The following is a 22363-nucleotide window of genomic DNA, read 5'->3' as shown; positions in this document are numbered from 1 at the left end:
GTCTTGGCCTGCCGGGGCAAAGCCGCTAGAGTGCGCGGCTTGGGCGCGGCAGGGCCGGACGGGGCGAAGGAATGATGGTGCGCAGCGGCGGGTTCACGGCAATGGCGGCGGCGGTGCTGGGCACGCTGATCCTGGCCGGGTGCGCCGGGTCGCCCGGCGGTCCCGCCGGCCCGCGCACCGGCGGCTATTACAAGGTGGGCAAGCCCTATCAGATCAAGGGCGTCTGGTACTATCCCGCCGAAGACTACAGCTACAGCGAGACGGGCATCGCCTCGTGGTACGGGCCGGGGTTCCACGCCAAGACGACCGCCAACGGCGAGACTTATGACCAGATGGACCTGACGGCGGCGCACAGGACGCTGCCCATGCCCAGTCTGGTGCGGGTGACCAACCTGGACAACGGCCGGTCCATCGTGGTGCGGGTCAACGACCGCGGGCCGTTCGCCAACAACCGCATCATCGACATGTCCCAGCGCGGCGCCCAGCTTCTGGGGTACGACCGGGCCGGCACGGCCAAGGTGCGGGTGCAGATCCTGGCCGACGAAAGCCGGGCCCTGGCCGAGGCCGCGCGGCGCGGCGAAACCCCGCCGGTGCTGACGGCACAGGTGGACGGCGGCACCGCCCCGCCGGTCCAGGCCGCCGCCGCCCGTCCGCCCGTGCAGGTGAGCGAGGTGCCGCCCCCGGCCCCGTCCGCATCGCGCCCGTCGGGAATCACCGTGGCGGAACTGCCGCCGTCCGTCACCGCCCGCGTGCCCGGCAAGACGGAGGACGACGGGCGGTTCATGCCGGCGCCCGTGGTGTCCTCGGTCCCGGTCAAGGGCAGGAACCGAATCTATGTGCAGGCCGGCGCCTTCTCCGTCGCGGAGAACGCGCAGAAGCTGAGCGGGCGGCTGGGCGTCATCGGCAATGCCAGCGTCAGTCAGGCCACCGTCAACGGCCGCCAGTTCTACCGCGTGCGGGTGGGGCCGCTGGACGATGTGGACCGCGCCGACGCCGTTCTCAATCAGGTGATCCAGTCCGGCCTTACCGACGCCAAAATCGTGGTCGATTGATACCCCGTCCGGGATGATCCGCGTTCCGGGGGAAACCGCAAACACTCGTTGCCAAGAGGGAAGCCGCCATGACCGCTGTCCGGGTCCGTTTCGTCGCCGCGCTGTCCGCCGCCCTGGCCGCCGCCGCCACGATCCTGCCGGCGCGTGCTGCCAACATCGACACCATCGCCAAGCAGGCCATCCTGATCGACGTCAGCACCAACACCGTGCTGTTCGAGAAGAACGCCGACCAGCGGATGCCGCCGTCGTCCATGAGCAAGATCATGACGATGTACATGGTGTTCGACGCCATCAAGAAGGGCCGCATGGCCCTGGACCACACCCTGCCGGTCAGCGAGCGCGCGTGGCGGATGCAGGGGTCCAAGATGTTCGTGGAGCTTCACAACTCCATCAAGGTCGATGACCTCATCAAGGGCGTGATCGTGCAGTCGGGCAACGATGCCTGCATCGTCCTGGCCGAGGGTCTGGCGGGGTCGGAGGAAGCCTTCGCCGAGCAGGCCAACGCCAAGGCCAAGGAACTGGGCCTGACCAACAGCACCATCGTGAACGCCACCGGCTGGCCCGACCCCAACCATCTGATGACGGCGCGGGATCTGTCCACGCTGGCCAAGCGGCTGATCACCGACTTCCCCGAGTATTATCATTACTACTCGGTCCGGGAATTCACCTATCACGGGATCAAGCAGGGCAACCGCAACCCGTTGCTCTACCGCAACATCGGCGCCGACGGCATGAAGACCGGCCACACCGACATTGCGGGATACGGCCTGACCGGATCGGCCATCCGCGACGGGCGGCGGCTGGTGCTGGTGGTCAACGGCCTGCCCAACATGCAGGCCCGTGCCGACGAATCCGCCCGGCTGATCGAATGGGGCTTCCGCGAGTTCAACACCTACACCCTGTTCAAGGCCGGCGACACCATCGAACAGGTGCCCGTGTGGCTGGGCGAGCAGGAAACCGTGCCGGTGACCGTGGCGGAAAACCTGAACCAGACCATGGCCCGCACCGACCGCCCCAACATGAAGGTGGCGCTGGTCACCAACGCCCCCGTGGCCGCCCCCATCGCCAAGGGCACGCCGGTGGGCAAGCTGGTCATCACCGCCCCCGGCGCACCGACGCGCGAGGTGCCGGTGGTGGCGGCGGCCGACGTGGGCCGTCTGGGCTTCTTCGGCCGGGCGATTGCCGCGGCCAAGTACCTCGTTCTCGGCAGCGGGGCGTGAGACCCATGAGCCGCGGACGGTTCATCACCCTGGAAGGCGGGGAGGGGGCGGGCAAATCCACCCAGATCCGCCTGCTGGCCGAGGCGCTGCGGGCCTGCGGGCTGGAGGTGGTGGTCACGCGCGAGCCGGGCGGCTCCAAGGGGGCGGAGGAGATCCGCGCCCTGCTGGTGTCGGGCGACACGGGCCGCTGGGGGCCGGTGACGGAGGTGCTGCTGCACACCGCCGCCCGCCGCGACCATCTGGAACGCACCGTCTGGCCGGCGCTGGAGGCCGGGACGTGGGTCATCTGCGACCGCTTCTTCGACAGCACCGTGGCCTATCAGGGCTATGGGCTGGGGCTGGGGGCGGAGTATGTGGCCCAGGTGCAGCGGGTGGCGCTGGGCGATTTCCGCCCCGACCTGACCCTGATCCTCGACATTGCGCCGGAAACGGGGCTGCGCCGCGCCGCCGTGCGCCATGGCGGCGAGGACCGGTACGAGCGCATGGACGTGGCCTTTCACCACCGCCTGCGCGACGGGTTCCGCGCCATCGCCGCTGCCGAGCCGGGGCGCTGTGCGCTCATCGACGCCACGGCAACCATCGAGACGGTGCAGGCACGCATTCTCGATGCCGTCACCCGCCGCCTGGACCTGCCGGCGTCATGAGCCGCGCCGCCGCACCCGCCACCGACACCGGGACCGCGCTCCCCCCCCGCCGCAACCCCGACCTGTGGGGGCACGAGGCGGCGGAACGGCTGCTGCTGTCGGCGTGGTCGTCGGGGCGGATGCCGCACGCGTGGCTGATCGGCGGGCCGCCCGGCATCGGCAAGGCGACGCTGGCCTTCCGCTTCGCCCGCTTCGTGCTGGCCAACCCGTCGCCCCAGGCGGCGGGCGGGCTGTTCGGGGCGGCGGCCCTGCCCGAGACCCTGGCGCTGTCCTCGGACGATCCGGTGTTTCTGCGCGTGGCGTCGGGCGGGCATTCCGACGTGCTGACCATCGAACGGCAGATGGACGAGAAGCGCGGGCAGATGAAGCGGGACATCGCCGTCGATGACGTGCGCCGCATCGCCCCCTTCCTGCGCCGCACGGCGGCGGAGGGCGGGTGGCGCGTGGCGGTGATCGACGGCGCCGACCGCATGAACACCAGCGGCCTGAACGCCATCCTGAAGATTTTGGAGGAGCCGCCGCCCTCCACGCTGCTGCTGCTGGTCAGCGACAACCCCGGCGGCCTCTTGCCCACCATCCGGTCGCGCTGCCGCAAGCTGGTGCTGAACCCGCTGAACGAGGGGCTGGTGGCCGACCTGCTGGGCCGGCACCGCCCCGGTCTGTCGGAAACCGACCGGCTGGCGCTGGCCCGGCTGGGAGAGGGCAGCATCGGGCGGGCCATGGCGCTGGCCGATGCCGGGGGGCTGGATCTTTACCGCAGCATCATCACCTTGTTGAGTGGGCTGCCGCGGCTGGACATCGCCGCCGCCCACGCCTTCGCCGACCTGTTGGGCCGGGGGCAGGACACCGGGATGTACGGCACCGCCACCGACCTGCTGGTGTGGTGGCTGGCGCGCTTCGCCCGTGCCCTGGCCGTCGGTGCGTGGCCGGCGGAGGTGGTGGCGGGGGAAATCGCGCTGATGACCCGGCTGGCCGGGGGCAGCGGTGGGCTTGATCGCTGGGTGGAGGTGTGGGAAAAGATCCGTACCTTATTCATGCGCGCGGATTCCGCCAATCTCGACCGCAAGCAGGTGGTTCTGAACGCCCTGCTGACGTTGGAAGCGGCAGCCGCCTGACACCGGCGCGCCCGCCGGCACCAAGAAGAACGGGAGAGCATCTGTCATGGCCGGGTCCAAGACCTATTACCTGACGACGCCGATCTACTATGTGAACGACGTTCCGCACATCGGCCACGCCTATACCACCCTGGCGTGCGACGTGCTGGCGCGCTTCATGCGTCTCGACGGCTATGACGTCCGTTTCCTGACCGGCACCGACGAACACGGGCAGAAGGTGGAGAAATCCGCGCTGGCCGCCGGGGTGGAACCGCAGGCCTTCACCGACCGCGTGTCGCAGAACTTCCGCGATCTCGTCGGGCTGATGAACTATTCCAACGACGATTTCATCCGCACCACCGAGCCGCGCCATATTAAGTCGGTGCAGGCGCTGTGGACGCGGCTGCAGGAGCGCGGCGAGATCTACCTCGGCTCCTATGCCGGCTGGTATTCCGTGCGCGACGAGGCGTTCTATGGCGAGGACGAACTGACCACCACCCCCACGGGCCGCAAGATCGCGCCCACGGGCGCCGAATGCGAATGGGTGGAGGAGCCCAGCTACTTCTTCCGTCTGTCGGCGTGGCAGGACCGTCTGCTGGAATTCTACGAGCAGAACCCGAATTTCATCCTGCCGCCCGGCAAGCGCAACGAGGTGATGGCCTTCGTCAAGGCGGGGCTGAAGGATCTGTCCATCAGCCGCACCACCTTCAAATGGGGCATCCCGGTGCCGGGCGACGAGGCGCACATCATGTATGTGTGGCTGGACGCCCTGACCAACTACATCACCGCCGTCGGCTACCCGGAGACCGAGGGCGGCGATTACGCCAAATACTGGCCCGCCGATCTGCACATGGTGGGCAAGGATATCCTGCGCTTCCACACCATCTACTGGCCGGCGTTCCTGATGGCCGCCGGGCTGCAGCCGCCCAAGCGGGTGTTCGCCCACGGCTGGTGGACCATCGAAGGGCAGAAGATGTCCAAGTCGCTGGGCAACGTCATTGCGCCGGAGACCCTGGTCAACACTTATGGTCTTGAGCAGACGCGCTATTTCCTGTTGCGCGAGGTGCCGTTCGGCAACGACGGCGACTTCTCCCACCGGGCGATGGTCAACCGCATCAACGGCGATCTGGCCAACGATTACGGGAACCTTGTCCAGCGCGTGCTGTCGATGATCGGCAAGAACTGCGGTGCCGCCGTGCCGCAGCCGGGGCCGTTCACCGAGGCCGACGAGCGGCTGCTGGGCAGCGCCCATGCCCTGCTGGACACCGTGCGCCGGGAAATCCAGGTGCAGGCGTTCCACAAGGTGCTTGATGCCCTGTGGGCGGTGATCGGCGATGCCAACCGCTATGTGGACGAGCAGGCGCCGTGGGCGCTGCGCAAGACCGACCCGGCGCGCATGGGCACCGTGCTCTATGTGCTGGCGGAAACCATCCGTCATCTGGGCATCCTGACCCAGCCGATCATGCCCGCCGCCTCGGCGCGCATTCTGGAGTTGCTGGGGCAGGGCGAGGACGCCCGCGGGTTCGGCCGGCTGGGACCGGCGGGGGCGCTGGTGGCGGGCACGCCGCTGCCGATACCCCAGGGGGTATTCCCCCGCTATGTTGAGGAAGCGAAGAACTGAGATGCTGATCGACAGCCATTGCCATCTGGACTTCCCCGATTTCGCCCAGGATCTGGACGCGCTGGTGGACCGGGCGCGGGCGGCGGGGGTGGGCCGGATGGTCACCATCTGCACCTATCTCACCCGCTTTGCCCAGGTGGCGGCGGTCGCCGAGCGGTACGAGGGCATCTATTGCTCGCTGGGCGTCCACCCCCACCAGGCGGCGGAGGAGTTCGAGGGCGCCACGGTCGAGCGCATCATCGCCATGGCGTCCCATCCCAAGGTGATCGGGATCGGTGAAACCGGGCTGGATTTCTTCTACGACCAGAGCCCCCGCGACGTGCAGGAGGAATCCTTCCGCCGGCACATCCGGGCGGCCAAGGTGCTGGACCTGCCGCTGATCGTCCACACCCGCGACGCGGACGACACCACCATCCGCGTGTTGCAGGATGAGGGGGCGCAAAAGGGCCTCATCCACTGCTTCAGCTCTGGCCGGGATGTGGCTGAGAAAGCTCTGGAATTGGGCTTTTACATTTCGCTGTCGGGCATCATCACCTTCAAGAAGTCGGACGCCCTGCGCGCCATCGTGGCGGACATTCCGCTCGACCGTATTCTGGTGGAAACCGACGCCCCCTATCTGGCGCCGGTGCCGTTCCGCGGCAAGCGCAACGAGCCGTCGTACGTGGTCCACACCGCCGCCGAGGTGGCGCGGATCAAGGGTATCGATCCGGCGGAGGTGACGCGGCAGACCACCGCCAATTTCTTCGACCTGTTCCAGCGGGTGCCCCGCGCGGATGCGTCCGAAGTCCAGGCGGCGTGAGCGGCATGCGCGTCACCATCCTGGGCAGCGGCGGATCGGCGGGGGTGCCGGTCATCGGCAACCAGTGGGGTGACTGCGACCCCGCCAACCCCAGGAACCGCCGCACCCGCCCGTCGGTGCTGGTGGAGCAGGACGGGGTGGCGATCCTGGTGGACACCTCCCCCGACCTGCGGCAGCAGTTGCTGGACGCCGATGTTCAGCGGCTGGACGCCGTGGTGTGGACCCACCAGCACGCCGACCATGCCCATGGCATTGACGAGTTGCGGGAAATCTGCCGGCTGATGCAGGCGCCGCTCGATGTCTATGGCATGGCCGAGCATGTGGAGGAGTTGAAGCGGCGCTTCGGCTACTGCTTCCAGCCCTTGCCCGAGGGGGCGCCGGTCTACCGCCCGGTTCTGACCCCGCACGATGTCTCGGGGCCGTTTTCGGTGAAGGGCGTAACCGTCACCCCCTTCGTCCAGGATCACGGCTACACGCTGACCCTGGGCTACCGTTTCGGTGATTTCGCCTATTCCACCGACGTGGTGCGGCTGGACGAGGCGGCCTTTGCCGCGCTGGAGGGGGTAAAGGTGTGGGTGGTCGATTGCGTGCGGGAAGACCCGCCGCACCCGGTCCATTCCCATCTGGCCCAGACCCTCGATTGGATCGCGCGGGTGAAGCCGGAGCGCGCCTTCCTCACCCACATGAACAACACCATGGATTACGAGACCATCCGGCGGAAGCTGCCGCCGGGCGTCGAGCCGGCCTATGACGGGCTGGTGATCACGGTGTGATGATTGTCCCTCTCCCGCCTCGGGAGAGGGCTTTTCATGCGTGTACTCTCCCTCACTCCGCCGTCAGCAGCACCAGCCGGCTGGCGATGAAGCGTTCCGCCGCCGCTTCCGCCGCTTGGCGGGCGAACTTCGGGGATAGCTCGAACGCCGTCTCGTAATACTTTGATGTAGTGTCGATAACCGTCGGCAGCAGCCGCTTTGCCGCCTCGTATTGCTCCTTGGGCCACTGGCTCCAGTCGGACCACGAGCGGAAGGCGGCCATGGCCCGCCCCCGTTCATCCGCCGCCTTGCGCCCCTGGGGTGTGTACGGCAGTTCCAGCAGGCTGGCGGGCACCAGCGATGCCTGGAGCGCGTCCACGGCGAACTGACGCTCGTACCCGATGCGGATGCTGCCCCGTTCCTTCAGCGCCGGCTCGATGGCCGGGTCGATCACCGCGGCCAGCTTGCGCCATTCCGCCCGGCTGTAGAGAGACTGGGGCGCCTCGCACAGCCTGGGCCGCTGGTCGCGCCCGTTTCCCCAAAAGGGACCAAAGGCTTCGAAGGCAGCTTGACCATGAAGGATGAAGAGAAAGCAGGGGGCCGTCTCCTGCGCATCAGCCGATAGGATGTGGCGCAGGAACAGCAGCACCCCTTGCAGCGGCGCGTCGGTCAGATCCCCAATATTCTTAATTTCTTCAACAAGATATTTGTCGTTCTTGATCTCGCTGGACAAGATAGCCTGCTCCAGCCCGGCAATGCGCTCCTTCGGGGTTTCCCCGCGGGGACCGGTGGTGCGCAGCAGGTAGAGCAGCCACGCCCGAGCCGCCGGTTCGGACCGGGTTTCCAGGGCGGCGGCCACCCGTTCGGGATGGCGGGGAATGTCGGCCACCAATTGGGCAAGCGACGGATCCGCCGCCGTGGCCGTGTCAGCCGCCCCCATTGCCAGAACGGCGGCACACACCAACCCTGTCAATCCGGTCCTGAAACGCATCGGTCAGCGGTCCATGCTGTGGTAATCGCGGTTGGGCATCATATCCACCGCCGTCGCCACGCGGTTGGACATGTTGAAGAAGCCGGTCACGTCGGCGATGTCGAAGATATCTTCCTCGCTGAACCCCACGGCGCGCAGGGCGGCGCGGTCGGCATCGCCCACCGTGCTGGGGGCGGCGGTCAGCTTGTGGGCGAAATCCAGCATGGCGCGGTGGCGCGGCTCCAGCGGGGCGACACGGTGGTTGAAGGCCAGCATTTCGCCCAATTCCGGGTCCAGCGACAGCTTGCGCACCGCCTGCCCGTGGGCGACGAGGCAGTAATAGCAGTGGTTGTGGGACGAGACCACGACGGCGATCATCTCCCGCTCCAGCTTGCTCAGGCCGCTGTCGCCCAGCATCAGTTCGTTGTAGAGCAGGGTGAAGGTGCGCAGCTTCTTGGGCCGCAGGCTGTACGCCTTCAGCACGTTGGGAACGAAGCCCAGCTTCTCCACGCACTTGTCGAAATAGGCCCGCTGGTCGGCGTCCAGGGTCTCTGGCTCGGGGACCGGCAGGTCCATGATGTGATCGGGCTGCGGCACGGGTGTTTCCTCCGGGTGATGCTCTGGTTGGGAAGCAGGGTAGCGTCGGGGCGCCTTGGGGAAAACCCCTTCGTTTTCCGCACCTTCCCCCAAGGCTTCTGTTGCATCGCAGCGTCGGGGCGCTAAGGTGGTGCCATGCCGCCGCTGTCTGGAATCGCCGCCCTGCACCACCATCTGTCCGCCGGCTCCGCCGTCATGGGCGTGGAGTGGCTGCGGGCCGGCGGCCTGCCGGCACCCGTCCGCCGGCTGCTGGACCAGGACACCGGCATGACAGGCACCCTGGAGCGCCACTGGCGCACACCCTTGGCCGCCACGGTGCTGAACGGCACCGTCACGGGCGGCGTGCTGCGGCGCTGCGTGGTGCTGTCCGCCGGCCCGGTGCCGGTGGAGGTGGCGGGCATCGACGTGATGCTGGCCGCGGTGCCGCCGGGGCTGCGCCCGCACCTGCCTGTTACGGATGTACCGCTCGGGCGTCTGTTCCGTGACAACGGTATCGGGTTCCGCGCGGTGGCGGAGACGTTCTTCACGGTGGCGTGTGACGGGGATCTCGCGGCGCAGGCGGCGGTGGAGCCGGGCACGCGGCTGTTCGGGCGGGTGGCCCGCCTGGACGCGGACGGCACCGTCCTGGCCCGCACGGTGGAGGTTCTGGTCCGGGTTTAGAGTGTGGTTAAGGCGTGGTGGAGAAGGGGATCCCCGCCTGCTCCCGCACCTGCTCCATCTTCTCAATGATGTCGCGGAAGCCCTTGAGGGAAAAGAACACATCCACCTTGGCGCCCGACGGTGACACACCCACCGCCGACACGGTTTCCCGGCCCGCGGCCATGCGCTGGACCAGGGCTGTGTTGGCGGCGGGGTCGCTCACCACGCACGAGCCGGGTTCCAGTTCATAGGGCTTGCAGGGGAATTCCGGGCGGAACAGCCCGTTGTCGATCCACACCCGCACGCCCTTGTCCACGTCGATGCCGCTGCCGTCGAGCCGGAAGCGCAGCCCCTCCGCCCAGCGGGTGGAGGAGCGGTACCAGACCAGCGCCCCGCCGCGGCTGGACCCCATGCTCTGGCGGCTGATGATTTCGCATTCCAGCCGGCGGGGGGCGGACCAGATCTGGCAATAGAGGCGCCAGGCCCCCGCCTGCTCCGTCACCTCGCGCAAGGGCGGTTCCTGCGCACGGGCGGGCTGGGCCGCCAGGACGGCGGCCAGGGTCAGGGCGGACAGGAGGGACCGGCGGAAGGCCATCCCGGCGCTTACCCGGTATAGGCCCGCTGGCGCAGCCAATGGTCGGCCAGGACGCAGGCCATCATGGCTTCGCCCACCGGCACCGCGCGGATGCCGACGCAGGGGTCGTGGCGGCCCTTGGTGATGATCTCGGCATCGTTGCCGTGGATATCCACCGTCTTGCGGGTGACCAGGATCGAGCTGGTGGGCTTGACGGCAAAGCGGACGACGATGTCCTGACCGGTGGAAATACCGCCCAGGATGCCGCCGGCGTGGTTGGACAGGAACAGCGGCTCCCCGTCCGGCCCCCGCCGCATCTCGTCGGCGTTTTCTTCGCCGGTCAGGGCGGCGGCGTTGAAGCCCTCGCCGATCTCCACGCCCTTGACGGCGTTGATGCTCATCATGGCGCTGGCAAGGTCGCTGTCCAGCTTGTCATAGAGCGGATCGCCCAGCCCGGCGGGGATGCCCGACGCCACCACCTCCACCACCGCGCCGATGGAGGAGCCGGCCTTGCGGATGCCGTCCAGATACTCCGCCCACTGGGCCGCGGCCACGGGGTCGGGGCAGAAGAAGGGGTTGTTGTCCACCTCCGCCCAATCCCACCGGCTGCGGTCCACCGTGTGCGGGCCGATCTGCACCATGGCGCCGCGGATGGTGACGCCGGTGCCCAGGATCTTGCGGGCCACCGCCCCGGCGGCCACCCGGCATGCGGTTTCCCGCGCCGACGACCGCCCGCCGCCGCGGTAGTCGCGGATGCCGTATTTCTTCCAATAGGCATAATCGGCGTGACCGGGCCGGAACTTCTCGGCGATGTCGCCGTAATCCTTGGAGCGCTGGTCGGTGTTTTCGATCAGAAGCTGGATGGGGGTGCCGGTGGTCCGGCCCTCGAACACCCCCGACAGGATCTTCACCTGATCGGGTTCCTGACGCTGGGTGGTGAAGCGCGACTGGCCGGGGCGGCGCTTGTCCAGCCACGGCTGGATGTCGGCTTCGGTCAGGGGGATGCGGGCCGGGCAGCCGTCCACCACGGCCCCGATGGCCGGTCCGTGGCTTTCGCCCCAGGTGGTGAAGCGGAAGAGGGTGCCGAAGCTGTTCCCGGCCATGATGCGCGTGTCCCGGTCAGGTGATAGGGAGAGAAAGCTTACTCGGCCTTGCCGCCGCCGCCCAGCGAGCTGAGAAGCTGGGAGACGTTCTGCGCCTCGTCCACCGCCACCATGCCCACGACGTGATAGCCGGAATCGACGTGCATCACCTCGCCCGACACGCCCGAACCCAGATCGCTCAGCAGGAACAGGCCGGCGCCGCCGACCTCGCCGATGGTGACGTTGCGCTTCAGCGGGGCGTTCAGCTCGTTCCACTTCAAGATGTAGCGGAAATCGCCGATGCCGCTGGCGGCCAGCGTCTTGATCGGGCCGGCGGAGATGGCGTTGACGCGGATGTTGTCGGCACCCAGATCCACCGCCAGATAGCGCACGCTGGCTTCCAGCGCCGCCTTGGCCACGCCCATCACGTTGTAATGGGGCATCACCCGTTCCGCCCCGTAATAGGAGAGGGTCAGCAGGCTGCCGCCGTTGGGCATGATCGCTGCCGCTTCCTTGCACACCGCGGTGAAGGAGAAGCAGGAGATATCCATGGTGCGCAGGAAGTTGGCCCGCGTGGTGTCCACGTACTTGCCGGTCAGCTCGCTCTTGTCGGAGAAGGCGATGGCGTGGACGACGAAATCAAGGGTGCCCCATTCCGCCTTGATGGCGTCGAAGGTGGCGGTGATGCTATCCTCGTCGGTGACGTCGCACGGCAGGACCAGCTTGGAGCCCACGGAATCCGCCAGCGGCTTCACCCGCTTCAAAAGAGCGTCGCCCTGATAGGTGAAGGCCAGTTCGGCACCATGCTGCGCCAGAGTCTGGGCGATGCCCCACGCGATCGAACGATCGTTGGCGACGCCCATGATCAGGCCGCGCTTGCCTTCCATCAGCGGCTTCGGGGTGGACATGCGGACCTCGTTATTTTTGGTGAACAACGGTTCAGAATGCGAAAAGCGGGGCGCATCCTACACGAAAGAAAGCCCCGGTCAAACCGGAGCAAGGGAGCGATTGTGACAGAACAGGGACGGAAGGAACACAACCTTTGGCCAGGTGGGCCGCGATGACGCCGCCGCCGGGCGATTCCGCCCCTTCCGGCGCGCCGGACCTGCCCCCCGTGGCCCTGCGGGCCAGCCGGTGGCTGATGGATTACGTGGGCTTCTTCAGCCATGCCGCCCTGCGCTTCTACAACGGCAACTGTTTCCAGACCGCGGCGTCGCTGACCTATACCACGCTGCTGGCCATCGTTCCGCTGATGACCATCGGCTTTGCCATCTTCACCGCCTTTCCCGCCTTCAGCGCCATGCAGAACCGGCTTCAGGCGCTGATCTTCCGCAACATGGTGCCGGAGATCGGCGACGCCATCCTGGAATACCTGGGCCGGTTCATGGTCAACGCCGGGCAGATGACCAGCTTCGGCGTGATCGGGCTGGCGGTGTCGGCCATCCTGCTGATGTGGACCATCGAGGGGTCGTTTGCGTCCATCTGGCGGGTGCAGGAACCGCGGTCACTGGTCACCCGCATCCTGTCGTTCTGGGCGCTGCTGACCTTTGCCCCGCTGCTGTTCGGGGTGTCGCTGTCGCTGTCCAGCAGCCTGTGGTCGGTGCTGGAGATGATCCACGTCAGCGAATACGCCTATCCGCTCCAGGGCATCGGCGCGGTGCTGCCGTTCGCGTTCCAGTTTGTCGGCTGCACCTTTCTTTACATCGTGCTGCCCAACCGCACGGTGGGGTGGATGGATGCGGTGTACGGCGGGCTGGTGGGGGCGGTGCTGCTGGAGCTGTCCAAGTCGGGATTCGGGTGGTACCTGCGGGCATACCCGGCGTACCAGACCATTTATGGCGCGCTGTCCACCGTGCCGATCTTTCTGTTCTGGATCTTCATCGCGTGGTCAACGGTGCTGTTCGGCGCGGTGGTCACCGCGGCCCTGCCGGAATGGCGGGCCGGGCGCATCGCCCGCGTGGGGCCGGAGGGGCTGCTGCCCGCCCAGCGTCTGGCCCTGGCGCTGGCGGTGCTGCACGAGCTGATGCTGGCCGCCCGGCTGGGGGTGGGGATGCGGCGGCGCACGCTGGTCACGCGGGTGCCCGTCGGGTCGCTGCTGGTCGAAGCGATCCTCCAGCAACTGCGCGAGGCCCATTGGGTGGCGCTGACCACCCGCGATTCCTGGGTGGTCACCCGCGACCTGAACGAGGCGACGGTGAACGACCTGTGCAAGGCGCTGGGCATCGGCATGCGCGGGTCGGTGCGCGGCCTGGGCCGCCTGCGCACCCCGTGGGAGGAGCGGGCCGCCCGGCTGGTGGAGGAGATGGAGGCCAGCGAATCCCGCATCCTGTCCGTCACGCTCAAGGATCTGCTGACCGACTCCCCGCCGGGGGAGGGCGGGGCCGTGCCCCTGCGCCGCCGCACGCCCGGATCGTCCAACGTAACCGGGTAAGTGTCCTTGACGCGCTGCGGCACCACCCCATAGGCTCCCCCGTACCTTCCCTTTAGGGGAAGAGGATGGAACAGGCCACGGGGGGCGAGGGGCCGGTCATGGTGGACGCCAAGTTTCTGAAATTCGACACGCTCAGCCTGCACGCCGGACAGGTGCCCGATCCGCACACCGGCGCGCGGGCGGTGCCCATCTACCAATCCTCGTCCTTCGTGTTCGAGGACACCGACCACGCGGCGTCGCTGTTCAACCTGGAACAGCCGGGCCATATCTATTCCCGCATCTCCAACCCCACGGTGGCGGTGCTGGAGGAACGGCTGGCGCGGCTGGAGGGCGGGGTGGGGGCCGTGTGCACCGCCAGCGGCCAGGCGGCGCTGACCCTGGCGGTCCTGACCCTGATGGGATCGGGCGGGCACATCGTTGCCTCGGCCTCCCTCTACGGCGGCAGCCGGAATTTGCTGGCCTATACCCTGCCGCGGCTGGGCATCACCACCACCTTCGTTCCGCCCCGCGACATCGACGGCTTCCGTGCCGCCATCCGCCCGGAAACCCGGCTGGTGTTCGGCGAGGTGCTGGGCAATCCGGGGCTGGAAGTGCTGGATCTGCCGGCGGTGTCGGCCATCGCGCACGACGCCGGGGTGCCGTTCCTGGTGGATTCCACCTTCTGCACCCCGTACCTGTGCCGGCCGCTGGAGCATGGGGCCGATCTGGTCATGCATTCGGTGACCAAATGGCTGGGCGGCCACGGCATCGCCATCGGCGGGGCGGTGATCGACGGCGGCACCTTCGACTGGGAGGCGTCGGGCAAATTCCCCACCCTGACCGAGCCCTACGCCGGCTATCACGGCATCGACTTCGCCGAGGAATACGGACCCGCCGCCTTCATCATGCGGGCGCGGGCCGAGGGATTGCGGGATTTCGGCGCCTGCATGGCGCCGGCCACCGCCTTCCACCTGCTCCAGGGGGTGGAAACCCTGCCGCTGCGCATGAAGGGGCACATCCACAACACCCGCCGCGTGGTGGGGTTCCTGGAATCCGACCTGTGCAGCGACAAGGGCGCGGTGGCCTGGGTCACCTACCCCGAGCTGATCGACCACCCCGACCACCGGCTGGCCGCGGCCCTGCTGCCCCATGGAGCGGGGGCGGTGGTCAGCTTCGGCATCAAGGGAGGACGGGCGGCGGGCAAGCGCTTCATCGAATCGCTGGCGCTGTTCTCCCACCTCGCCAACGTCGGCGATGCCAAGTCGCTGGTGATCCATCCGGCCAGCACCACCCACGCCCAGCTCGACGCCGAGGCGCTGGCCGCCAGCGGGGTGGGGGAGGATATGATCCGCCTGTCCATCGGGCTGGAGGATGCCGACGACCTGATAGACGACCTGCGGCAGGCGCTGCGCGCCGCCGCCAAGGCATGAGGTGCCCCATGGAGGTGATGGTGAACGGCGCCCCGGTCTATGCCCACACCGGCGGGCGGCCGTTGGACACCAGCGGCCCGGTGACGGTGCTGCTGCACGGGGCCGGCATGGACCACACCGTGTGGGTCCACCAGAGCCGCTATCTGGCCCACCACGGGCAATCGGTGCTGGCGGTGGACCTGCCGGGTCATGGACGGTCGGGTGGGGCGCCGCTGGAGAGCATCGACGCGCTGGCCGACTGGGTCATCGCCTTTCTCGACGCGGCGGGGGTGGAACGGGCGGTGCTGGCCGGCCATTCCATGGGGGCGCTGACGGCGCTCAGCGCCGCCGCCCGCCACCCGGCGCGGGTGGCCGGGCTGATCCTGCTGGGTGCGGCGGAGCGGATGCCGGTTCACCCGGACCTGCTGGCCGCGGCCCGTGCCGGCGACCCGCTGGCACCCCGTCTGATCGCTACCTGGGGTTTCGCCGCCGCCGGCCATGTCGGCGGCCAGCCCACGCCGGGGCTGGCGCTGATTCCCGGTTCGCTGCGGCTGATGGGCCGGTCGGGGCCGGGGGTGCTGGGGGTGGATCTGGCGGCGTGCAACGGTTTTGCCGACGGTGCCGCCAGGGCCGCCGCGGTGGCCTGCCCGGCGCTGGTCATCGTCGGGGATGATGACCGCATGTCCCCGGCCCGAGCAGGCAAGGCCTTGGCCGCGCTGATCCCCGGAGCCACCGTCGCCGCCATGGCGGGGGCGGGGCATATGATGATGCTGGAAACCCCGGTTCCCGTATCGAAGGTGATAGCGGCATTTCGCTGTTGAGTTCCGGGCGTTGTCTCGTTCACTATGTATAGAAGGTTTATCGTTATCAGTCTTTAACATTTGAATTCAAATATTACGAAAGGGAAGCAATTAGGGGTTGTCTGTTGGCCGCCTGACGGTATCGGGCTTTCGTCAACCGGAAAAGTGAGGGTGTGATGGATCACCTGTTGCCGGGCTGTTCCGGCTTGGCAGCCTTTGCAACCGAACTCTTGCTTCTGGTCGGTCCCGATGACCGTGTTCGGGAGGTGAGCGGCCCTGCCCGTGCTCTGCTGGGCCGTGACGCGGAGACGGTTGTGGGGGCCGGCTTCGCCACGCTGTTCCTGTGCCCCCCCCTGGCCACCGCCTGCCTGTCGGCGTGGCGGCGCAGCGGGCCGGCCGGCGGCGGCGGTGAGGCGGTGCTGCACCGGGCGGGGGAGGACGAGGCGTCGTCGGTCGCCCTGTCCCTGACTGCGTTCGACCACACGGGCGATCCGGCGGTGGGCGGCGTGGTGGTCCGCATGACCCGCCACTGCGGGGACGGGAACGGGGACGGTGCGGCCCGGTGCGGGGACGACGGGCATCGGCTCCTGGATGTGGAGGCGGTCTATCACACGCTGGCGCGCTCGGCGCCCTATGGGATTTTCCGCACGGACGGCGCGGGCCGGGTGATCTTCGCCAACGGCCGTTTCGCCATGCTGGCCGGGCTGGCATCGCCGGAACGGGCCATGGGGATGGAATGGCTGTCCGCCGTCCACCCCGCCGACCGCGGCCGGGTGCGCAGCGAATGGGGCCGCGGTGCCGCCGCCCGCCAGCCGGTGCTGATCGATTTCCGTTTCACCGGCCCCGACGGCATGGAGGTGCCGGTCCTGCTGCAAAGCGCACCCCTGCCCGAAGGCGGCGGGCTGGGCGGCGGCATGGTCGGCACCGTCACCGACATGGGCGAATATGTGCGCACGGTGGAGGCGCTGGCCGTGGCCCAGGCGCGGTCCAACGCGGTGATGGAGGCGGCGGCGGACGCCGTGGTGGTTCTGGACGATGCCGGCCTGATCCACAGCGCCAACCGTGCCGCCGGGACCATGTTCGGGCAGGCGCCCGGCGATCTTCTGTGGCAGCGGGTGGACCGGCTGCTTCCCATCCTGTTCGACCCGGCGCAGGACCGGCTGTGCGGCGGCCTGCTGGCGCTGGGCGGCGACGGGGTGCAGCGCTATGCCGGTGTGCCGGTGATCCGGGCCTGCGGCGCGTCATGCCCGGCGGACGTTTCCATCTCGGTGATGGAGGCCGGCAACCGCCGTCTGTTCATCGCCCTCATCCGCGACGTCACCGAACGGATCGAGGCGCAGAGCGCCCTGATCCTGGCCAAGGAGCGGGCGGAATCCGCCGACCGGGCCAAAACGGCCTTTCTGGCGGTGATGAGCCACGAGCTGCGCACGCCGCTCAACGCCGTGATCGGCTTCGCCCAACTGCTCGAATCCCGGACGCTGGGGCCGCCCACGCCGGAGCGGGTGGGGGAGTACGCCCATTCCATCCGCTCGTCGGGCGAGCATCTGCTGGGCCTGATCGACCAGATCCTGGACATCAGCATGGTGGAATCCGGCCAGATGGAATTACAGGAGGAGCCGGTGGACGTGGCGGCTCTGGCCGCCGATTCCATCACCCTGCTGGCGCTGGAGGCGGAGCGGCGCGGGGTGGCCGTTGACTTTCAGGTGGCCGATGGGCTGCCGTTGCTGTGGGGCGATTCCCTGCGGCTGCGGCAGGTGTTGGTCAATCTGCTGTCCAACAGCATCAAATTCACCGATCCCGGCGGGCGGGTGGTGGTGGGGGCCGGTGTCTCCGCCAAGGGGGGCGTGGTGCTGTCGGTGCAGGACAGCGGCATCGGCATCCCGGCGGGCGATATCCCCCGCATCCTGGTGCCCTTCGGGCAATTGGACCAATCCATCACCCGCACCCATGGGGGAACCGGGCTGGGGCTGCCGCTGGCCAAGCGGCTGGTGGAGCGGCACGGCGGCCGCCTGCTGATCGACAGCCATGCCGGTGCCGGCACCAGCGTCACCGTCTGCCTGCCACCGTCGCGGGTGATCGCCGACGGCGAAGCCTGTCTGGCCGCATTGGCCCGGTAAAGGGGGCACAGCTCACGCCGTTCACGCCGCGTGGTAGCTCAGGCGGCATTCCACCGGGCAGCGGCGGCAATCATCCGTCCGGCTGCATACGCCGTCGCGCACGGCCTGGAGCCGGCGGACCGCAGCCAGAGGCCGCGTGCCGTCCGGCTGACGCGACAGCGTATGGATGGCATCGTTCAGCAGGTCGGGGTCGAGCAGGTCGTCGGTGATCGTCATGGGCATCATTGGCGCGTCCGGTCTGGACCGTCCGCTTGCTCTACAAACAGTATAGTTGCGTTATTCCCCTGTTATACGCTTATCGTCAGAGATATCCAGCGCTTCCCTTAACAAAAGTGCAATATGCACCGCCGTCCGTCCGGTGCCGTCATGGATCTGGTGGCGGCAGGAGAAGCCGTCGGCGATGACCGGCGTGTCGGGAGCGGCCGCACGGATGGCGGGCAGGAGCGACAGTTCCCCCATCCGGCGCGATGCCTCGGCGTGCTCCACCTCCAGCCCGAAGCTGCCGGCCATGCCGCAGCAGCTTGAATCGATCAGCTCGAACTCCAGCCCCGGAATCCACGACAGCACCTTGCGCATGGATTTCATGGCGCCGAAGGCTTTCTGGTGGCAATGGCCATGGACCAGAACCTTGCGGGCCGCCACCGGCTTCAGGGGCAGGGTCATGCCCCGCATGGCCTCCCGTGCCAGGAATTCCTCGAACAGGAACGCCTGCTTGCCCAACTGCGCCACCTCCGCCCCGCCCAGGCTCAGGCTGTAGAACTCGTCGCGCAGCGCCAGCAGGCACGACGGCTCCAGCCCGACGATGGGGGTGCGGGACTCCAGCGCCGGGTGCAGCGCCTCCAGCACCCGCTTCGCCTCGGCCCGCGCCTTGTCCACCATGCCGGTGGACAGGTAGGTGCGCCCGCAGCACAGCGCCCGCTCCGGCTCCGCATCCGTCGCCGCCGGGCGGGCGGGGATGACGCGGTAGCCGGCGGCGGCCAGCACCGCCGTTGCCGCGTCGGCCACCGCGGGCTCGAAATGGTGGCTGAAGGTGTCCACGAACAAGATCACGTCCCCCCGTGGTGCCGGGTCCGCCGCGGGTGCCGGTGCCTGGAACGGCCGGGCGGCGGGGACGGGGATTGCGCGGGACGCGGCGATGCCCAGAAGCTTTTCCGCCACCCACGCCACCGCCGGCACGCGGTTGCGCAATGCCACGATGGCCCGTACCGTGCGGCGGTAATGGCCGACCCACGCCGGCAGCCCGCCGAACAGCCGCGCCCGCCGCGGCACCCCGGCCACGTCGTTGCGCTGGGCCAGGAATTCGGTCTTGATGAGCGTCATATCGACCGAACTGGGGCATTCCTTCTTGCAGCCCTTGCACGACACGCACAGGTCCATGGCCCGGGCCAGTTCGGCGCTGGTAAAGGGGGAATCGCCCAACTGGCCGTTCAGCGCCGCCTTGAACGCCGCCACCCGCGCCTCGGTCGAATGGGCGGCGTCGCCGGTGATGCGGTAGCTGGGGCACATCACCCCCTTGCCCGACCGCTGGCATTGGCGGTTGTGCATGCACACGGCAACCGCCCTGGCGTAGCTGCCCCCGGTGATGGGAATGCCGGAAAAGGCATCGCCGATGCCATAGGTGTCGTAGGCCGACCAGTCGAGATGGGTTTTCATGGCTCCCCCTTGTCCCACGCCATGAAGAAGCAAATCTCAGGCCAGCGTTTTTGTCGCAAAGGCGACAAACCGGGCGGCGGCGGGGGCGGGACACAGAAATCCCTTGCCAAGACGCCGCGGCCCGGTGTCCCAATGCGGCCGCCAACGGGGGATGAGCGAGGAGCCGTGAGCTACGCCGTCAAGGAGATCTTCTACACCCTTCAGGGTGAGGGGGCGAAGGCCGGCACGCCGGCGGTGTTCTGCCGCTTTTCCGGCTGCAACCTGTGGTCGGGACGCGAAGAGGACCGGGGGGAGGCCACCTGCCGGTTCTGCGATACCGATTTCGTCGGCATGGACGGCGAAGGCGGCGGGCGCTTCGCCGGCGCCGACGCCCTGGCCGATGCGGTGGCCGACCAGTGGCCGGCACGCGGGGAGGGAACGCCGCTGGTGGTCTGCACCGGCGGGGAGCCGCTGCTGCAACTGGACCCCGCCCTGCTGGACGCCTTTCACCGCCGGGGCTTCGCCGTGGCGGTGGAAACCAACGGCACGGTGGCGCCGCCGCCCGGCATCGACTGGCTGTGCGTCAGCCCCAAGGCCGGGGTGCCGCTGGCCGTCACCGGCGGGGACGAGTTGAAACTGGTCTTCCCCCAGGACGGGCTGGCGCCCGACGCTCTGGACGGGCTGGCCTTTGCCCACCGCTTCCTCCAGCCCATGGACGGGCCGGAGCAGGCGGCCAACACCGCCGCCGCCGTGCGCTACTGTCTGGACCACCCCCGCTGGCGGCTCAGCCTGCAAACCCACAAGTTTCTCGGAATTCCATGAGCTTCACCGTCACCCGCCGGATCGAGATCGACGCCGGCCACCGCATCATGACCCACGGGTCCAAGTGCCGGCACATGCACGGCCACCGCTATGCCGTCGAGGCGACGGCGGAAGCCGCCGCCGTCCACGGCAGCGGTGAACAGACCGGCATGGTGGTGGATTTCGGCTTCCTGAAAGGGGCGATGGTGGAGGTGATCGACACGCCCTGCGACCACGGCTTCATCGCCGCGGCGGCGGACGATGACCTGCTGGCCATGTTCGCCCCCGGCGAAGCGGCGGCGTGGACCGCGCGGGTGCGGGATGCGGTGGAAGCGGAAGGCTTCCTGCTGACCGAGGACACGCGGCTTGCCACCAAGCTCTATGTGGTGCCGTTCCAGCCCACCGCCGAATGTCTGGCCCGCCACTGGTTCGAGCGGCTGGCCCCGCTGGTCCTGCGCCGCAGCGGCGGTCTTGCCCGCCTGTCGGCCCTGACGGTGTGGGAAACCCCCAACTGCCGGGCCGATTACCGGCCCTGATTATGACGCTTCCCCCGACCGGATGCGGCCCAGCACCTGGCGCAGGTCCGCAGGGTGCAGCGGCTTGTGCAGGAAGGCGCAGCCGCGGCGCCGGCCTTCCACCAGTTCCGCTTCCCCCGTCTCGCCGGTCAGCACCACCGCCGGGATGGTGGTGGCGAACAGCCGCCGTACCCGGTCGATCACCTGGAACCCCGTCACCCCGCCCGGCAGGCGCAGGTCGGACAGGATGATGTCCGGCGGCTCGGTCAGCCCGTCCACCGCCTGCATCACCTCGCGCATGTCGCCGGCAAAGACCACGGTGCAGCCCCAGCTTTCCAGGCTGAGCCGCAGGCCGGTCAGCACCATGGCGTCGTCGTCCACCACCAGCACCGTGGTGCCGTGCAGCGGCAGCGCGCCGGCGGAATCCGGGTTGTCCTCGGCGGCCACCTCTTCCTCCGCCGCCCGTGGCACGGTCACGGCGAACAGCGACCCGCGCCCCACGGTGGACCGCACCGTCAGCGGCGTGTGCAGCAGATGCGACAGGCGCCGGACGATGGCCAGCCCCAGCCCCAGCCCCTTGTCGGGATCGCGCGACGGGTTTTCCAACTGGTGGAATTCGTCGAAGATGGAGTCGAGCTGTTCCGGCGGGATGCCGAAGCCGGTGTCCCACACCTCCACCCGCAGGGCGCCGCCACGGGGGCGCACGGCCAGCAGGATCGCCCCCTGACGGGTGTAGCGCACGGCGTTCGACAGCAGGTTGCGGATGATGCGTTCCAGCAGCACCGGATCGGTGTCGGCGGTGGCCGCTTGGATGCGCACCTTGATGGACAGGCCCTTTTCCGCCGCCTGGGGCCGGATCTCGTCGGCCAGCCGCAGTATCATGTCATCGAGGGCGAAGGTCTTGGGCGCCACCTTGACCGTGCCGGCGTCGAGCGTGGAGATGTCGAGCAGGGCGGTCAGCAGCTTTTCCCCCGCCTGGAGCGCGTTGCCCAGCAGTCCGGCGGTCTGAAGGGCGCGCTGTTGCCCGTCGAGCTGCACCGTCAGTGCCTCCAGGAACAGGCGCATGGCCTGGAACGGCTGGCGCAGGTCGTGGCTGGCCGAGGCAAGGAAACGGGATTTGGCGGCGGTGGCCCGCTCCACCTCCACCCGCACGGCGTCGTCTCCGGCCGGCGGGGCGCCGCTGGCGAACACCGCCTGAACCTTCCCCCCTGCCACCACCGGGACGGCGGTCATGGAAACGGGAACGGCGGGGTTGCCCAGCGGAACGGAAATGATCATGGCGTCGTCCGCCGTCACCCCGTCGCCGAACAGCTCCTCCACCGCCCCGGCCAGGGCGGCGGCGGGCACGCCGTGGCCCCCGCGGGAAAGCCGCAGGCTTTCCAGCGCCGGGCTTTCCATCACAGACCGTTCGGGGCCGGTGACGGCAAAGGCCGGAACCGGGCTGGTCCGGCAGATGGCCAGCGCCGCAGCCACCCCGTCCGGCACGGGGGAGGCGCCGTGGACCGGGCTGTTGACGCTGGCTGCATGGACCGTACGGGTCATGGGATGTCCGTTCGTTCGGGAAAGCGGGCGGAAAAATTCAACAAGCTGAAATATTGTTGTCTCTCGAACTTACCGTGTGCGGCGCCGCTGCGG

Annotated in this window: 22 protein-coding genes; 14 read left to right on the top strand and 8 right to left on the bottom strand. The window is 68.6% G+C overall.

Going from position 1 to position 22363, the window contains the following annotated elements; genetic code table 11:
* The first annotated feature begins 71 nt into the window (after positions 1–71).
* The 7 genes from M2352_RS11525 to M2352_RS11495 all read left to right on the top strand — a co-directional run bounded on the left by M2352_RS11525 (position 72) and on the right by M2352_RS11495 (position 7203).
* Positions 72–1052, top strand: a complete 981-nt coding sequence (locus M2352_RS11525) for a septal ring lytic transglycosylase RlpA family protein (protein WP_264664627.1) — start codon at positions 72–74, stop codon at positions 1050–1052.
* Positions 1053–1120: 68 nt separating this feature from the next.
* Positions 1121–2272: a D-alanyl-D-alanine carboxypeptidase family protein gene (locus tag M2352_RS11520; protein WP_264664626.1), complete on the top strand. Its 1152-nt coding sequence runs from the start codon at positions 1121–1123 to the stop codon at positions 2270–2272.
* Between the two features lie 5 nt (positions 2273–2277).
* On the top strand, positions 2278–2916 hold the full coding sequence (tmk, locus tag M2352_RS11515) for a dTMP kinase (RefSeq protein WP_264664625.1): 639 nt from the start codon (positions 2278–2280) through the stop codon (positions 2914–2916).
* The gene (locus M2352_RS11510) at positions 2913–4031 is read left to right on the top strand and encodes a DNA polymerase III subunit delta' (protein WP_264664624.1); all 1119 of its coding nucleotides are present in this window, start codon (positions 2913–2915) and stop codon (positions 4029–4031) included. The genes tmk and M2352_RS11510 overlap by 4 nt, the downstream gene beginning before the upstream one ends.
* Positions 4032–4077: 46 nt before the next feature.
* Positions 4078–5631 (top strand): methionine--tRNA ligase, encoded by a 1554-nt coding sequence (gene metG / locus M2352_RS11505; protein WP_264664623.1) that lies wholly within the window; start codon positions 4078–4080, stop codon positions 5629–5631.
* A 1-nt stretch (position 5632) separates the two neighbouring features.
* Positions 5633–6430: a TatD family hydrolase gene (locus M2352_RS11500; protein ID WP_264664622.1), complete on the top strand. Its 798-nt coding sequence runs from the start codon at positions 5633–5635 to the stop codon at positions 6428–6430.
* Positions 6431–6435: 5 nt separating this feature from the next.
* On the top strand, positions 6436–7203 hold the full coding sequence (locus M2352_RS11495) for an MBL fold metallo-hydrolase (RefSeq protein ID WP_264664621.1): 768 nt from the start codon (positions 6436–6438) through the stop codon (positions 7201–7203).
* A 52-nt stretch (positions 7204–7255) separates the two neighbouring features.
* Here M2352_RS11495 and M2352_RS11490 read toward each other — a convergent pair whose 3' ends face one another.
* Complete coding sequence (locus tag M2352_RS11490; protein WP_264664620.1) at positions 7256–8173, bottom strand: hypothetical protein; 918 nt, start codon at positions 8171–8173, stop codon at positions 7256–7258.
* 3 nt (positions 8174–8176) lie between these two features.
* Positions 8177–8749, bottom strand: coding sequence for a peroxidase-related enzyme (locus M2352_RS11485; RefSeq protein ID WP_264664619.1), 573 nt, complete (start codon positions 8747–8749; stop codon positions 8177–8179).
* Between the two features lie 135 nt (positions 8750–8884).
* On the opposite strand from M2352_RS11485, the gene M2352_RS11480 reads away from it, so the two are divergent.
* On the top strand, positions 8885–9409 hold the full coding sequence (locus M2352_RS11480) for a hypothetical protein (protein ID WP_264664618.1): 525 nt from the start codon (positions 8885–8887) through the stop codon (positions 9407–9409).
* A 7-nt stretch (positions 9410–9416) separates the two neighbouring features.
* Here M2352_RS11480 and M2352_RS11475 read toward each other — a convergent pair whose 3' ends face one another.
* From M2352_RS11475 to fabI, 3 genes are read right to left on the bottom strand one after another with little or no spacing between them, the layout of a single operon-like run.
* Positions 9417–9983, bottom strand: coding sequence for an invasion associated locus B family protein (locus M2352_RS11475; RefSeq protein ID WP_264664617.1), 567 nt, complete (start codon positions 9981–9983; stop codon positions 9417–9419).
* A gap of 8 nt (positions 9984–9991) precedes the next feature.
* Positions 9992–11065, bottom strand: coding sequence for a chorismate synthase (gene aroC, locus M2352_RS11470; protein ID WP_264664616.1), 1074 nt, complete (start codon positions 11063–11065; stop codon positions 9992–9994).
* A gap of 38 nt (positions 11066–11103) precedes the next feature.
* On the bottom strand, positions 11104–11952 hold the full coding sequence (gene fabI, locus M2352_RS11465; RefSeq protein ID WP_264664615.1) for an enoyl-ACP reductase FabI: 849 nt from the start codon (positions 11950–11952) through the stop codon (positions 11104–11106).
* A 152-nt stretch (positions 11953–12104) separates the two neighbouring features.
* On the opposite strand from fabI, the gene M2352_RS11460 reads away from it, so the two are divergent.
* The 4 genes from M2352_RS11460 to M2352_RS11445 all read left to right on the top strand — a co-directional run bounded on the left by M2352_RS11460 (position 12105) and on the right by M2352_RS11445 (position 17780).
* Positions 12105–13475, top strand: coding sequence for a YihY family inner membrane protein (locus tag M2352_RS11460; RefSeq protein ID WP_264664614.1), 1371 nt, complete (start codon positions 12105–12107; stop codon positions 13473–13475).
* A gap of 98 nt (positions 13476–13573) precedes the next feature.
* Positions 13574–14884 carry an O-acetylhomoserine aminocarboxypropyltransferase gene (locus tag M2352_RS11455; RefSeq protein ID WP_264665343.1) on the top strand — a complete coding sequence of 437 codons (1311 nt, stop codon included), beginning with the start codon at positions 13574–13576 and terminating at the stop codon, positions 14882–14884.
* A gap of 8 nt (positions 14885–14892) precedes the next feature.
* Positions 14893–15684 carry an alpha/beta fold hydrolase gene (locus M2352_RS11450; protein WP_264664613.1) on the top strand — a complete coding sequence of 264 codons (792 nt, stop codon included), beginning with the start codon at positions 14893–14895 and terminating at the stop codon, positions 15682–15684.
* 155 nt (positions 15685–15839) lie between these two features.
* Positions 15840–17780 (top strand): sensor histidine kinase, encoded by a 1941-nt coding sequence (locus M2352_RS11445; RefSeq protein ID WP_264664612.1) that lies wholly within the window; start codon positions 15840–15842, stop codon positions 17778–17780.
* Between the two features lie 21 nt (positions 17781–17801).
* On the opposite strand, the gene M2352_RS11440 is transcribed toward M2352_RS11445, so the two are convergent.
* The gene (locus M2352_RS11440; protein WP_264664611.1) at positions 17802–18005 is read right to left on the bottom strand and encodes a hypothetical protein; all 204 of its coding nucleotides are present in this window, start codon (positions 18003–18005) and stop codon (positions 17802–17804) included.
* Positions 18006–18056: 51 nt separating this feature from the next.
* Positions 18057–19433, bottom strand: coding sequence for a (Fe-S)-binding protein (locus tag M2352_RS11435; RefSeq protein WP_264664610.1), 1377 nt, complete (start codon positions 19431–19433; stop codon positions 18057–18059).
* Between the two features lie 165 nt (positions 19434–19598).
* Here M2352_RS11435 and queE point away from each other — a divergent pair, with 165 nt between their 5' ends.
* A complete protein-coding gene (gene queE, locus M2352_RS11430) occupies positions 19599–20234 on the top strand; it encodes a 7-carboxy-7-deazaguanine synthase (protein ID WP_264664609.1) in 636 nt (211 codons plus the stop codon).
* Positions 20231–20749 carry a 6-carboxytetrahydropterin synthase gene (locus M2352_RS11425; protein WP_264664608.1) on the top strand — a complete coding sequence of 173 codons (519 nt, stop codon included), beginning with the start codon at positions 20231–20233 and terminating at the stop codon, positions 20747–20749. Before queE ends, M2352_RS11425 begins: the two co-directional genes overlap by 4 nt.
* On the opposite strand, the gene M2352_RS11420 is transcribed toward M2352_RS11425, so the two are convergent.
* Positions 20750–22270 carry an ATP-binding response regulator gene (locus M2352_RS11420; protein ID WP_264664607.1) on the bottom strand — a complete coding sequence of 507 codons (1521 nt, stop codon included), beginning with the start codon at positions 22268–22270 and terminating at the stop codon, positions 20750–20752. It abuts the gene before it with no gap.
* Between the last annotated feature and the right edge of the window lie 93 nt (positions 22271–22363).

Source organism: Azospirillum fermentarium (genome assembly GCF_025961205.1).
GTDB lineage: Bacteria > Pseudomonadota > Alphaproteobacteria > Azospirillales > Azospirillaceae > Azospirillum > Azospirillum fermentarium.
Note: the sequence above shows the minus strand (reverse complement) of the source record. Positions and strands in the feature narration are given on the sequence as shown.